The sequence below is a fragment of the Plantactinospora sp. CNZ321 genome (assembly GCF_004217235.1).
In genome coordinates, this window is the sequence record NZ_SHKQ01000001.1 from 1,372,682 (window position 1) to 1,386,517 (window position 13,836).

Annotated in this window: 12 protein-coding genes; 4 read left to right on the forward strand and 8 right to left on the reverse strand. The window is 71.6% G+C overall.

Annotated elements, in window-relative coordinates:
* Positions 1-110 precede the first annotated feature (110 nt).
* A complete protein-coding gene (locus tag EV371_RS06060; RefSeq protein ID WP_130461178.1) occupies positions 111-374 on the reverse strand; it encodes a cell division protein CrgA in 264 nt (87 codons plus the stop codon).
* A gap of 225 nt (positions 375-599) precedes the next feature.
* On the opposite strand from EV371_RS06060, the gene EV371_RS06065 reads away from it, so the two are divergent.
* The 4 genes from EV371_RS06065 to EV371_RS06080 are packed head-to-tail and all read left to right on the forward strand — an operon-like array spanning position 600 to position 4,665.
* Entirely contained in the window at positions 600-1,409 is an 810-nt protein-coding gene (locus tag EV371_RS06065; RefSeq protein ID WP_130461179.1) for a DUF881 domain-containing protein, read from the forward strand.
* The gene (locus EV371_RS34135; RefSeq protein ID WP_486484509.1) at positions 1,406-3,700 is read left to right on the forward strand and encodes a class E sortase; all 2,295 of its coding nucleotides are present in this window, start codon (positions 1,406-1,408) and stop codon (positions 3,698-3,700) included. Before EV371_RS06065 ends, EV371_RS34135 begins: the two co-directional genes overlap by 4 nt.
* A 6-nt stretch (positions 3,701-3,706) precedes the next feature.
* Complete coding sequence (locus tag EV371_RS06075) at positions 3,707-4,009, forward strand: hypothetical protein (protein WP_130461180.1); 303 nt, start codon at positions 3,707-3,709, stop codon at positions 4,007-4,009.
* A gap of 5 nt (positions 4,010-4,014) precedes the next feature.
* Positions 4,015-4,665, forward strand: a complete 651-nt coding sequence (locus EV371_RS06080; protein ID WP_130461181.1) for an aminodeoxychorismate/anthranilate synthase component II — start codon at positions 4,015-4,017, stop codon at positions 4,663-4,665.
* Between the two features lie 93 nt (positions 4,666-4,758).
* Here the strand turns inward: EV371_RS06080 and pknB are convergent, their stop codons facing one another.
* The 7 genes from pknB to EV371_RS06115 form a co-directional block, all read right to left on the reverse strand.
* Positions 4,759-6,564, reverse strand: coding sequence for a Stk1 family PASTA domain-containing Ser/Thr kinase (gene pknB, locus EV371_RS06085; protein WP_130461182.1), 1,806 nt, complete (start codon positions 6,562-6,564; stop codon positions 4,759-4,761).
* Between the two features lie 19 nt (positions 6,565-6,583).
* Positions 6,584-7,957: a protein kinase domain-containing protein gene (locus tag EV371_RS06090; protein WP_130461183.1), complete on the reverse strand. Its 1,374-nt coding sequence runs from the start codon at positions 7,955-7,957 to the stop codon at positions 6,584-6,586.
* Between the two features lies 1 nt (position 7,958).
* On the reverse strand, positions 7,959-9,464 hold the full coding sequence (locus EV371_RS06095) for a peptidoglycan D,D-transpeptidase FtsI family protein (RefSeq protein WP_130461184.1): 1,506 nt from the start codon (positions 9,462-9,464) through the stop codon (positions 7,959-7,961).
* Positions 9,461-10,852, reverse strand: a complete 1,392-nt coding sequence (locus tag EV371_RS06100) for an FtsW/RodA/SpoVE family cell cycle protein (protein WP_130465692.1) — start codon at positions 10,850-10,852, stop codon at positions 9,461-9,463. Before EV371_RS06100 ends, EV371_RS06095 begins: the two co-directional genes overlap by 4 nt.
* A 145-nt stretch (positions 10,853-10,997) precedes the next feature.
* The gene (locus EV371_RS06105; RefSeq protein WP_130461185.1) at positions 10,998-12,410 is read right to left on the reverse strand and encodes a BofC C-terminal domain-containing protein; all 1,413 of its coding nucleotides are present in this window, start codon (positions 12,408-12,410) and stop codon (positions 10,998-11,000) included.
* Entirely contained in the window at positions 12,407-12,889 is a 483-nt protein-coding gene (locus EV371_RS06110) for an FHA domain-containing protein FhaB/FipA (protein ID WP_130461186.1), read from the reverse strand. The genes EV371_RS06105 and EV371_RS06110 overlap by 4 nt, the downstream gene beginning before the upstream one ends.
* A gap of 5 nt (positions 12,890-12,894) precedes the next feature.
* Positions 12,895-13,686: an FhaA domain-containing protein gene (locus EV371_RS06115; RefSeq protein WP_130461187.1), complete on the reverse strand. Its 792-nt coding sequence runs from the start codon at positions 13,684-13,686 to the stop codon at positions 12,895-12,897.
* Positions 13,687-13,836 lie beyond the last annotated feature (150 nt).

Below are 13,836 nucleotides of genomic sequence, written 5' to 3' on the forward strand. Positions count from 1 at the left end.
TCGTCGCACCCGTGGTCACCACGCCGAAACAGGCGCTCGACACCCGCCGAGCCCGGGGCCAGGGTACGCCGAACGACCTGAGGCGCCGGAGTGCGGAGGTGGGACCGGGGTCAGCGCCAGCGGGAGAGCAGACCCAGCGAACCGACCATCGCGCCGAAGCCGATGGCCAGGTTCCAGTACCGCCAGGTGGCGACCGGGTACTCCATCTCGGACAGGTAGAAGACCACCAGCCAGCCGATGCCGAAGACGATCAATGCCACCGCCGTGGCCGGCAGCCAGACCGGGCTAGGCTTGCGGGTCGCCGCCGTGGACGTGGGACGGACGTCCGTCGGCGGGGTGTACACCTTCTTCTTACGTACCTGAGACTTGGGCACGGCGCTCTCCTGAGGGGGTGGTGATCCTCGTCCGGCCTGACAACCGGACGCAAGGGCGACGGTCCATGGCCAATAATGTTCGACAGCTAGCGTAGTCGCGAGAACCCGATCAGGCCACGGACCCAGCCATCCGGGTACAGACGGTGGAACGCCCGGATCGCCTCGGTAATTCCCGCGATTGAGACATAATTACCAGATTGCCATGATCGTGAGGGGGAAGGCTCGATGGAGTACACCTCCGGCGTCGCCTCCTGGCGGAAGGTACTCCGCCGCGTCGCCGTGGGGCTACTGCCCAGGAGGTCGGCCGAGCGCCGCCCCGGATGGTCGGTGGGCGTACCCCTGATCGCCCTCGCCGCCGGGCTGCTCTTCACCACCACGGCCACCACCGCCGGCGGCACCTCGCTGCGCGAGGACCGGCGCCCGGAGCTCGCCCAGCTCATCGAGAACCGCCGCGACCAGGTCGCCGCGGGGCAGGAGCGGGCAGCCGCGCTCCGCGACGAGGTGGAGAGCCAGACCGAGGCTCTCGGCGGCTCCGACGGCCGGGTCGCGGCCCAGCGGGCCCGGGCCGCGGCCAGCCGGGAGGCGGCCGGGTTCACCGCGCTGGCCGGACCGGGGATCTCCGTCGAACTCGACGACGCACCGCAGCAGGGCGATGGCAGCCTGCCCGCCGACGCCAGCAACGACGATCTCGTGGTGCACCAGGGAGACGTACAGGCCGTGGTCAACGCGCTCTGGGCCGGGGGCGCCGAGGCGATGACAATCATGGGTGTCCGTGTCCTCTCCACCAGCGCGGTACGCTGCGTGGGGAACACCCTGCTCCTGCACGGTCGGGTGTACTCACCACCATTCAAGATCACGGCCATCGGCGATCCCGCCGCACTACAGCGAGCACTCGCCGCGTCCGAGGGAGTCCGGTTGTTCAAGGACGCCGTCACCCACTACCACCTCGGATACCACGAGGCGGTGGAGCACAACCTGACGGTTCCCGCGTACGACGGTCCCGGTGGTCTCCGATCGGCCGAGGTTCTCGGATGAGCCCGGTGGCCGGCGACCCGAACCCCGCCCGCAACGGTCGGCACCGCGCGCCGGACGGCGACGACCCGACCATGTTCATCCCCCGGCTGCCCGGGGCCGACGAGCCGTCAGCAGCCGACCAGGCACCGCGGCCGTCCCGCCGGCCACCGGAGACGGACGAACCGCCGGGCGCCGACTGGGAGCCGCGGCCGTCCCGCCCCCAGCCGGAAGAGCCCGCCGGAAGCCGTCGCCCGCGAATCACCGTCGATCACGTCGTGGCACCGCCGCCGAGCCGGGCAGCGCAGGCGCCCGTACCGGCGCCGCCGGACGCCCACGACACCATCGACCTGCCCGCCCACGGCACCCTTCCCGTTCCGCCTCCGGTACGCGGCACCCCCGGCCCGCCCACCCCCGGCGCTGTCAGCCCGCCACCACACGGCGCTGTCCGCCCGCCACCGCACGGCATCGTCGGCCCGCCGGGCGTTGTCAGCCCTCCTGTGCGCGGCACCGTCAGCCCATCCGTCGGAGATCCCGGCCGTTATCCGACCGCCGAGCCGGTCGGGCGTGGCCCGTCCGGGCCGCCTGGGCCACGTCCGGGCGAGCACGGCCACCCCGGTCAGCGCCGAGGCACGCCCGAGGAGAACCGCCCGCAGCCGTACTCGCCGGTCGAGCCCGAGTTCCGGATCGCCCACCCGCCGGCGAATCGCCGGGAGCCGGCGACGCCCGCCGGCCGGTGGGACCCGGCCGTCGATCCCGAGCGCCGGCCGCCGGGGCCGAACACCGTCGCCGACCCTTGGGAGCCGGCACCGACGGTCCGGCCGGGCGCCTGGGAGCCGGGTCCGGGCGCCGGCCACGGGTTGCGGGAGCCGGTCCCGCCCGCCGACCCCGGACGCTGGGAGCCGGTCCCGCCCGCCGACCCCGGACGCTGGGAGCCGGTCCCGCCCGCCGACCCCGGACGCTGGGAGCCGGTCCCGCCCGCCGACCCCGGACGCTGGGAGCCGACCTCTGATGCCGGCCTCACCGGCCGGCGGGGTACCCCGGTGCCGGCCGCCCCGGATGCCTGGGCACCGCCCGCGACTACCGCGGCGCCGCCGGGGGCTACCGCCAGCGGTGCCCGACCGGCCCCCGGCGGTACGCCGGACCGGCTCGGCGGCGCACCCGCGCGACCCAACCAGACCACCCAGGCCAACAGCACCGGCGGAACCGATCACGGCGATGGGGGCCACGGAACCGGGCACGGCCACGGGACCGGCGGAACCGGTCCGGTGAACGGGGCCGGCCGCACCGACAGCCCGACCGCCCTCATCCCGACCGTCGCGCCGCCGGACCCCGATGCCACCGCCCCGATCCCGCCGATGCCGCAGCGCGGCTCGGGTAGCCGAGCCGACGACGCCACCACGGCACTGCCACACATCCGGCCCCCGGTCACGCCCCGCCGGGAGGACATCGACTCCACCGCGCTGATCGGCGCGATCCCGCCCCGACCAGCGGCGACCGACGACGCGGACGACGGGGACGGCGGGACGGAGGTCGAGCAGCAGGCCAAGCGCGGCGAGCGGGTTGTCCGGCTCCGGCCGGAGCAGATCGGCGAGGGGTACAAGAGCGTCTACTCCGAACTGACCCGGCCGTCGATCGGCTCCCGGATCAGGACCGGCATCCGGGCCACCGGCGAGGTACTGATCACCTTCGGCCTGGTCATCCTCCTCTTCGCGGCGTACGAGGTATGGGGCAAGTCCACCATCGTCAACGCGCACCAGGACGACCTGGGCCAGCAGCTGGCCCAGCAGTGGGAGGAGCCGGACCCGACCGTCGGTCCCACGCCCACCGCCACCCCCAAACCGGCCAAGCCGGTGCGGGGCAAGCCCATCGCCGGCCTCTACATCCCGAAGCTGGACAAGCAGTGGGTCGTGGTGGAGGGCGTCACCCAGAAGGACATCCGGTACGCCCCCGGCCACTACCCGACCAGTGCCCTGCCCGGACAGGTCGGCAACTTCTCGGTCGCCGGCCACCGGAACCGGGCCACCTTCTGGCGGCTGGACGAGCTCGACGACGGCGACGCGATCGTGGTGGAGTCCAAGGACGCCTGGTTCATCTACCACGTGTCGCAGACCCGGATCGTCAAACCGACCCAGGTGGAGGTGGTCGCCCCCGTTCCCGGCCGGCCACGGGCGAAGCCGACGAAGGCGATGCTGACCCTGACCACCTGCAACCCGAAATTCGACAACTATCAGCGGTTGATCGTGCACGCTCAGTTGATCCGTACCGATCCGAAGACGGTCGGCTCGCCCCGACCGCCCGAGTTGGACGGCTGATCCGCCATGTACGGGTGGATCTGGCGCAAGCTGCCGTTCGGGCTTCCGGGAAAGTTGATCGGCTCGCTGTTGATCACCGCGAGCCTGCTCGCCCTGCTCTGGTACGTCGTCTTTCCGTGGGCCGAGCCGCTGCTGCCGTTCGACGACGTCCAGGTGACCCAGGACAACGGCGTTCCCGGGAATCCGGGCGGTGAGCCGGGCGTGGACGGCGAGAACCCGGGGGCCGGTGACGAGCCGCCCGGCGACGAGCACGACCTGCCGTACGACACCACCCGGAACAACACCCCACCCCCGAGCCCGACCAGGTAGGCCCGATGCGCGTCCTCGTGATCGACAACTACGACTCGTTCGTCTTCAACCTCGTCCAGTACCTTGGCCAGCTCGGCGCCGACTGCGAGGTACGCCGCAACGACGAGATCGACCTCGCCGAGGTGGGCCGGCTCGGCGTGGCCGGTGTGCTGCTCTCCCCGGGCCCCGGTACCCCGGACCGGGCCGGCGTCTGCCTCGACGTGATCCGCGAGTACGCCGGGAAGCTGCCGATCCTCGGCGTCTGCCTCGGTCACCAGGCCATCGGCGCCGCGTTCGGGGCTACCGTCGAGCGGGCACCCGAACTGCTGCACGGCAAGACGTCCGAGGTGCGGCACCGGGGGGTGGGTGTCCTCGCCGGGCTGCCGGAACCCTTCACCGCGACCCGGTACCACTCACTCGCCGTACCGTCGGAGACCCTGCCGCCGGAGATCGAGGTCACCGGCTGGACCGGGTCCGGTGTGGTGATGGCGATGCGGCACCGTGACCTGCCGATCGAGGGCGTGCAGTTCCACCCCGAGTCGGTGCTGACCGAGGGTGGCCACCTGATGCTCGCCAACTGGCTCGACGGCTGCGGCCTGCCCTCGGCGCTGGACCGGGCTCCCGCGCTCGCCGCCGAGGTCGACGCCCGGCGTCGGTCGGCCTTCGTCACGGCCTGACCCGGGGCCGCCGACCATCCCCGACCTATCCGGTCGGGGATGGCCGGCCCTCCGCTTCGGTGCGACCAGCGTTCTGTGCCGGCCGGGTTCCGATCAGCGTTCGTCCGGCCGGGTAAACGGCGGGAACAGCTCGCCGCCGGAGCCACCGCCGGTGCCCGGCCCCGGGCTGTCCGTCGGGGTGGGGCCGGGGGGAGTCGGCTCGTCGTCCTCCTCCGGCACGCTGACGGTGATCGTCACGGTCGTACCGGTCCGCCTCTTCTCCCCGCCGCGCGGGTTCTGCCCGGTCACCTCGCCGGCCTCGGCCGGCGGGACCGGCTCGCCGTCGACGACCTTCACGTCGAATCCGGCGCGCCGTAGGGCATCCCGCGCGTCGTCCTCCTGGAGCCCGGTGACTCGGGGTACCTCGACGAGGTTGCCCCGGGAGACCTCGACGACCACGGTGCTGTTCGGGGCGACCTTCTTACCCTCGGCGGGGTCGACCTTGACGACGATGCCCTCGTTTTCCTCGCTGTTGACGTCCTTGCGCTGCACGGTCAGTCCGAGGCGCTCGAGTTGGCCCTTCACCGCCTCGTACCGGCCGCCGACCAGGTTCGTCGGGATCTCCACCGCCTTCGGGCCCTCGCAGACCCGGATCTCGACCTCGGTTCCCGCCTCGACGGAGGTGTTTGCCGGCTGGCTCTGCGCGGTGACCTTCCCGATCTCGCAGTCGTCGCTGGTGTCCGCCGCGCCGAGCTTGGGGGTCAGGTCGACCTGGCGCAGGCTGTTCTCGGCGACCTCCCGGGTGCTGCCGACTACGTTCGGCACCTCGACCGTGGCCGGTGTGTCGCCGCCATTCTTATTGATCATCAGTGCGGCGACCAGGGCGATCACCGCGAGCACGCCGAGACCGCTGAGCGTGGCGATCACCCAGGCGGACGCCTTGCGGCGCCGGGCGTCGCCGACCCGGGCCGGCGGCATCGGCCGACCCCCACCGGCCGGGATTTGCCGGGTCGTGGCGGTGTGCGACATCGCCATCGTCTGGTCCTCGCGCAGCACCGGGGTGGCCATCACCGGCCGGCCGGCCGCCGCGCGGAGCAGGTCGGCCCGCATCTCGGCCGCGCTCTGGTACCGGTTGAGCGGGTTCTTCGACAGTGCCTTGAGCACGATCGCGTCGATCGGCGGGGTGACGTCCGGGTTGAGGTCGCTCGGCGACGGCGGATCTTCCCGGACATGCTGGTACGCGACGCTGACCGGACTGTCGCCGACGAAGGGCGGATGGCCGCAGAGTAGCTCGAACAGGACACAACCGGCGGCGTAGACGTCCGATCGCGCGTCCACCGCCTCGCCCCGGGCCTGCTCCGGCGAGAGGTACTGGGCGGTACCGATCACCGCGCTGGTCTGCGTCATCGTGGTGGCACCGCTGGCCAGCGCCCGGGCGATACCGAAGTCCATCACCTTGACCTGGCCGGTCTGGGTCATCATCACGTTGCCGGGCTTGATGTCCCGGTGGATGATCCCGTGCCGGTGGCTGAACTCCAGCGCGGCGCAGACGTCGGCGGTGATCTCCAGGGCCCGCCGGGGCATCAGCCTCCCCTCGGCGGCCAGCACCTCCTTGAGCGTCCGGCCGTTGACGAACTCCATCACGATGAACGGCAGCGTCTCACCGGTCGGCGCGATCTCCTCGCCGGTGTCGTAGACGGCGACGATCGCGGGGTGGTTCAGGGACGCGGCGTTCTGCGCCTCGCGGCGGAAGCGCATCTGGAAGGTGTCGTCGCGAGCCAGATCGGTACGAAGCATCTTGATCGCGACATCGCGGCCGAGCCGGAGGTCGCGCCCGCGGTGCACCTCGGCCATGCCGCCGTAACCGAGCAGCTCGCCGACCTGGTACCTGCCACCCAGCAGGCGGGCCTGCGCCGTCATCTCGTCTGTCGTCCTTCGCTCATCTGGTCACCCCGTCGGGGTCCACGGTCCGCTCCACCAGACGGTACGGCGCACCGGTTGGTGCGTCGCGTCCGGCTGCCGACCGCATGTCCGTTGTCGCCGTCTGGGGCGCTGGCATGCTGCTGTTCTGGTTCTGGTTCTTACTCCAGTTGAAGGCAATCACGCCCGAGCAGATCATTACCAACATGCCCAACACGACGAAGAGCGCGATCAGCAGCGAGCGGTTCCCGGACGACGACGGCGGTACGGCCGGACGTCCCGGATACGAGTATGCGACCTCCGGTCGGGGCCGGATCGGCTGCGGCACCGGGGCCGCGCCCCGGTTGTAGCCGGCGGGTCCGACCGGCGCCGTACCGGCCGGCGGCCGGGCCACCGGCACGGCTGCCGGGGAGTGTGGCGCTGCCGGCGCGACCCGCGCGGCGCCGGGTGGCACCCGGGGCGCGGGCGGAACCGAGGTCGGCCGGGGCGGCATTGCCGGCGCGGGCGGCTGCGGTGCGGGGCGCTGTGGCGGCACCGGCAGCGACCCTACCGGGCGCCCGGGCTGGCCGGCCATCCCGATCGTGGCCGCGGCCTGCCGGGACACCGCCGCCAACTCCGCGGCGCTCTGCCAGCGGGCCTTGGGGTCCTTCGCCATCGACCGCTCGACGATCGCCCGGATCGCCGGTGGGATGTCGCCGGGGAGCTGCCGGGGAGCGTCCCGGACGTGCTTCATCGCGATCTCGATCGCACTGTTGCCCTCGAAGGGCCGCCGGCCGGCGAGACACTGGTACGCGACCACGCCGAGCGCGTAGACGTCGGAGGTGGGGGTCGCCACCTCGCCCGCCGCCTGCTCCGGGGAGATGTAGGACGCCGTGCCGAGCACCGAACCGGCGGCGGTGAGCTGCCCGACCAGGGCCGAGCGGGCGATGCCGAAGTCGGTCAGCACGAGCGTGCCGTTCGGCCGGACCAGCAGGTTGCCCGGCTTCACGTCCCGGTGCACGATGCCCTTGTCGTGCGCGGCCTGCAACGCGTCGGCGGCCTGCGCGACCAGCGCCATGGTGCGGGCCGGGGTGAGCCGGCCGACCCGGCTCAGCGTCCGGGACAGCGCGTCGCCCTCGACGTACTCCATGACCAGGAAGGCGATCTGCTGGTCGCTGCCGTAGTCGTAGACGTCCACCACCCCGGGGTGGTTGATGGTGGCCATGGTCCGGGCCTCGCCCCGGAACCGCTCGGCGAAGCCCGGCTCGTCGAGCAGGGCCGGCAGCAGGATCTTGACCGCCACCGTACGGCCGAGCACCTCGTCGGTGCCCCGCCAGACGTCGCCCATGCCGCCGCCGGCGATCCGCTCGTCGAGGCGGTACCGGTTGCCGAGCAGCACTCCGGGCTTCAGCATGTCAACGGCCTCCCCGGTCGGCGATGACCGCCCGCATGATCTGCTGGCTGATCCGCGCCGCCTCGCCGCTGCCGCCCGACCCGGCGTTCTCCAGGAAGACGCAGACCGCCGAGATCGGCTTGCCCGCGCTGTTGATCGCGAACCCGATGAACCAGCCGTGGTCGGGATTGGTCCCGCCGGTCTCGGCGGTGCCGGTCTTGCCACCGACCCGGTACCCGTTGATCCTCGCGTTGGTGCCGGTGCCGTTCTGCACCACGCTGACCATCATGTCCTGGAGCTGGCCGGCGACCTCGGCGCTGACCGGCTCGCGCAGCTCCTTCGGCACCGCCGTGTAGTAGTCGGTGGTGCGGTCCGGGCCGAGCTGCTGCTGCACCAGGTACGGCCGCATCTGCCGTCCGTCGTTGGCCACCGTGGCCGCGATCAACGCGCCCTGCAACGGGGTCATCCGGACGTTGTTCTGCCCGATCGAGGACTGCGCCACCTGCGGCGGGTCGTCGTTGCCGTCCGGGGTCGCCATCTCGCCGGTACGGCTCGCCACCACCTTCTGGCCCGAGCCGTTGAGCCGGCCCACGGCCAACTCGTCGTCCTCGAAGCCGAACTGGCGGGCCTCGTCCTTGAGCTTGTCGGCGCCGAGCGTCACCCCGAGCCGGGCGAAGCCGGTGTTGCAGGACTCGGTCAACGCCTGGGTCAGGGTCACCTGGGACTCGGGGCAGATGCTCGGCGCCGCGTTACGGATCTCCTCACCGGCGGTCGGCGCCAGGTAGCTCGCGCCGGCCGGGATCCGGGTGCCGGGGTCGTACCCGTTCTCCAGGGCGGCGGCCGCGGTGATGACCTTGAAGGTGGAGCCCGGCGGGAAGATCTCGGAGAGCGCCCGGTTCTTCAGCGGGCCGTCCTTGGCGGCGTCGAGCCGGTCGTACGCCGCCTGCGCCTTGTCCGTGTCGTGGGCGACCAGCGGGTTCGGGTCGAAACTCGGCATCGAGACCAGTGCCTGGATCGCCCCGGTGGTGGGATCCAGCGCCACCGCAGCGCCCTTGGTCGCGTCCTTGCGGTTGTTGGCCAGCTCGCGGTACGCGGTCTCCTGCGCCCGGGGCGAGAGGGTGAGCAGGATGTTCCCGCCGGCGGTCTGGTTGCCGGTGAAGAGGTCCCGCACCCGGTCTCCGAGGAGCTGGTCGCTGGTCCCGGCGAGAAACTCGTTCTCGCTCTTCTCGATCCCGGTGTCGGCCATGTTGACCGGCTTGTACCCGAGGACGTGCGCGTACACCTCACCCTTCGGGTAGGTGCGGAGGAAGTTCAGCTTGCCGCCGGTCTCCTTGCTGGTCGCCAGGGGCGTCCCGCCGGCCTCGATGATCCCGCGCTTGCGCTCGTACTCGGCGACCTGGACCCGGCCGTTGTAGTCGCTGTTGCGGTACTCGTCGGCCTTGTACGCCTGCACGTAGTTGAGGTTGGCGAAGAGCAGGCCGAACAGGATCATCGCGACGATGCCCACCTTGCGCAACGGTGCGTTCACGGCCTGATCACCTCCGTTGTGGCGCCGTGCAACTGGGCCGGCGGTCCGGCGGGCACCCCGCTGGGCCGGGCCGGTGAGCTGGAGTCGACCGGCCGGCGCGCAGCATCGGAGATCCGGAGCAGGGCCGCGACCAGCAGCCAGTTCGCCATCAGCGACGAGCCACCGGCGGAGAGGAACGGCGTGGTCTGGCCGGTGAGCGGGATCAGTCCGCTGACGCCCCCGATGATCACGAAGAGCTGGAGGCAGACCGTGAAGGAGAGGCCACCGGCGAGCAGCTTGCCGAACGAGTCCCGGACGGCCAGCGCGGCCCGCAGCCCCCGCTCGATGATCAGCAGATAGACCACCAGCAGGGCGGAGAGCCCGAACAAGCCGATCTCCTCGCCCAGCCCGGCGAAGACGAAGTCGGTGTGCACCTCGGGGATCTCCAACGGCTGCCCGGCACCGGGGCCGGTCCCGAAGAGCCCGCCGGTGCCGAGTCCGAGCAGTCCCTGGAGGGTCTGCCAACCGGTGTTGTACGGGTCGCCGTACGGGTCGAGCCAGATGTCCACCCGGGTGTAGAAGCTGGCGAACGGCCCGCCGACCGTACTGCCGAGATACCAGGCGAGCACGGCACCGCCGCAGAAGAGCAGCAGGCCGATGATCAGCCAGCTGACCCGTTCCGTGGCGATGTAGAGGGTGACCACGAACATGCCGAAGTAGAGCAGCGAGGTGCCGAGGTCCTTCTGGAAGACCAGCACCCCGAGACTGATCAGCCAGACCACGATGACCGGGCCGAGATCCCGACCCCGCGGGAAGTCGACGCCGAGCACCCGCCGACTGGCCAGCGAGAGCACCTCGCGCTTGCGGACCAGGTAGTAGGCGAAGAAGACCAGCAGGGCCAGCTTGGCGAACTCGCCGGGCTGGATCGTGAACCCGCCGAAGCTGATCCACAGCTTGGCGTCGGACTGCGGGTTGACCTGCGAGTATTTCGGGGGCAGCAGCGTCGGGGTGATCACCAGCACGATGCCGGCCAGCACCAGGGTGTAGGCGTACCGGCTGATTGCCCGGTGGTCCCGGATCAGCACCAGCAGGCCGGCGGCGAGCGCCACCGAGAGCAGCGTCCAGGCGAGCTGCCGCCCGCCGGTGCCGGAGAACATGGTGAGATCGGCCCGCTCGTCCGGGGTGGCCCGGCCCAGGTCGAGCCGGCGCAGGAAGGCCACGCCGAGGCCGTTGACCAGGGCGACCGCCGGCACCAGCACCGGGTCGGCGTACGGTGCCAGGAATCGGACCACCACGTGGATCGCCAGGAAGACGGCGGTGATCGACGCGATCGGTACCCAGAAGTCGAAGGTCACCGTGTCGAGCAGGTTCGCCTCGGCCGTCGCCGCGTACGCCGCCACGACGACCATGGCCAGCAGCAGCAGCGCCAACTCGGCATTCCGCCTGGATCTGGCGGCGACTCGGACACGTGGCAGCTCGCCCGTTGGTGCGGGCGTCGATGCCGATCCAGGCGGGGCGGTCACGTGAATTCCCTCGGATCGTCGGAGCTGACGCTCACTCGATCGACCGGCATCCCGCAGGGTCGGTGACCGGCGGGATCGGGTCGGACGGTGGCGCGTCGGGCGTACCCGCCGGGGTGGCGGTCGCCCGCACGGTCTGGCCGGGGGTAGGAGTGGGTACGGACGGGGGCGGCGTGGTGACGCCGGGCGTGGGGGTCGGGAGGACGCTCGGCTGGCAGAGCGGCTTCAGGTTGGGGTTGCCCGGGTCCTCGTTCGTCAGCTCGGCGAGCCGGCGTACCGCGTCGGGCTCGTCGTCGGCCTGGATGCCCTGCTTCACCTGTTCCTGGGCGGCGGCGGTCAGGTCCTCCAGCTTGGTCGGGCTGGTGGCGTGCACGTTCGACAGTTCGAGCCCGGCGATCCGGCCCGGAATGCCCTGGAAGACCGCGAGCTGACCGTCGTCGGTGGCGCCGACGTAGTACTGCCGCTGGGTGTAGTCCCAGCCGAACCAGAGTCCCGCGCCGACCACCCCGAGCAGCGCCACCACGAGTACGGCGGTGCGCAGCGGACGCCGACGGGGGCGCTCGGGCTCGTCGTCCGCGGAGGGCTCGGTCTCGGCCGGCTCGGGGCTGGCCGGACGCGGCGGGGAGAGTGCCGAGGCCCGGGCGGCCGGCGTCGAGTCGTCGGCCGAGGTCGCCATGCCCCGGTCCCGGGAGGCCGCACCCCCGACGATCGGGGCGGCCTCCAGGATGTCCTGGTCGCTGGCGTCCGCGATGATCACGGTTATGTTGTCCGGACCGCCGCCCCGGAGCGCGAGCTGCACCAGCCGCTCCACGCACGCCTGGGGGTCCTTGAGGTCGCGCAGGGTGTCCGCGATGGTCTCCGCGCTCACCACCCCGGAGAGCCCGTCGCTGCAGATCAGGTAGCGGTCACCGCTGCGCACCTGGCGTACCGAGTATTCGGGGTCGATGTCGCGGCCGTCCAGCGCCCGGGTGAGCAGCGACCGCTGCGGGTGGCTGCTCGCCTCCTCCAGGCTGATCCGCCCCTCGTCGACCAGCATCTGGACGTATGTGTCGTCCTTGGTGATCTGGGCGAACTCGCCGTCCCTGAGCAGGTAGGCGCGCGAGTCACCGATGTGCACCATGCCGATCTTGCTGCCGGAGAAGAGCAGTGCGGTGAGGGTGGTGCCCATCCCTTCGAGATGCGGGTTGGCGTCCACGGTGTCGCGCAACTGTTGGTTGGCGGTGTCCACGGCCGACCGCAGCGCGTCGACGAGGGCGTCACCCGGGACGTCCTCGTCGAGCGGGGCCATGGCACCGATGACGATGTTGCTGGCGACGTCACCGGCGGCCATCCCGCCCATGCCGTCGGCCACGGCGAGAAGCCGCGGCCCGGCGTAGACGGAATCCTGGTTGCCGTCTCGGATCAGCCCGCGGTCGCTGTGCGCCGCGTAACGCAGGGTCAGAGTCATGGCCGTAATTCGAGAGAGGTGCGGCCGATTCGGATCGGCACGCCGAGGGGGACGGGGGTAGGTCCGGTGACCTTAGCGCGATCGAGGTAGGTCCCGTTAGTCGAGCCGAGATCTTCGACGAACCACTGCCCCGATCGGGGCACGAGTCGGGCGTGCCGGGCCGAGGCGTAGTCGTCGGTGATCACCAGGGTCGAGTCCTCCGCCCGACCTATGGTGATCTGCGCTTCGCCGAGCGTGATCCGCGTGCCGGCGAGCTGGCCCCCGGTGACGACCAACTGGTGCGCCGCCCGGCCCCGTTTGACCTTCGCCGGCTTGTTCTGCCCCAGCGCGACCCCCACCCCGCGCGGCGCGGCGACGAGGCGGCTGGACCTCGCGCCGGCGAAGAGGTCCCGACGGATCACCCCGACCACCGTGAACACGAAGATCCACAGCAGGACGATGAAGCCGATGCGGGCAACGGTGATGACTAATGGGGGCAAGGTGGTTAACCGTCCACGCGGAAGGTCAGGGTGGTGGTGCCGAGTTGAATCATGTCGCCGGGGTTGAGCGCCACGGCCGAGACCCGCTGCCCGTTGACCATGGTGCCGTTGGTCGACCCGAGGTCGGTCAGCACGACCTGACCGCCGTCGAAGTCGAGCCGGGCGTGTCGGCGGGAGATGCCGACGTCCGGCAGCCGCAGGTTCGCCTGGTCGCCCCGGCCGATCACGGTCGACCCCATCTGCAACGGATAGGTGCGGCCGTCGCCGGAGACGAGCCGGATGTTGCGACCACCGGCGCCGTGGCCCGGCGGTGGGCCGTAGCCGCCGCCCTGGTCGTACGGCGGATAGCCGCCGGGTTGCTGGTCGTAGGGCGACTGGTGCACCGGGGCGACGTCGCCGCCGGTGTAGACCTCGGCGGTGACCCGGAACATGCCCGTGTCGAGACCATCCCCGCGCTCGATCTCGACGATGACGTCGCCGTAGACCGTCCACGCCTGCTCACCGATGAACTCCGCCTGCGACTGGGCCAGCTCCTGGGCCAGCGCGGCGGCGTACGGCGCCAGCCGACTGTGGTCGTACGGCGAGAGATCGATCACGTAGCGGTTGGGTACCAGAGTGCGCCCACCGGCGAGGATCGCCTTGTGCGCCTCTGCCTCCCGCTGCATCGCGTTGAGGATCTCGACGGGGTGCACCACCCCTTTGAACACCTTTGCGAAGGCCCCCTCGACCAGGCCCTCCAGACGCTTCTCAAAGCGTTGCAGCACGCTCACCGGCTCCTCCTCGGGTTCCGAGGACATGATGGTATCCGGCCGCCGCACGTGCGGCTCGCACGCCGCTCGGCCGCCTGCAGCCGGCCTCTCCTCAGCGGCCGGGTTTGGTCGTGCTACTCTTCCATCCGCTGCGGGCGGTAACACCCGCGGCGGCAGTAGGGACAGCGTAGTATGTCC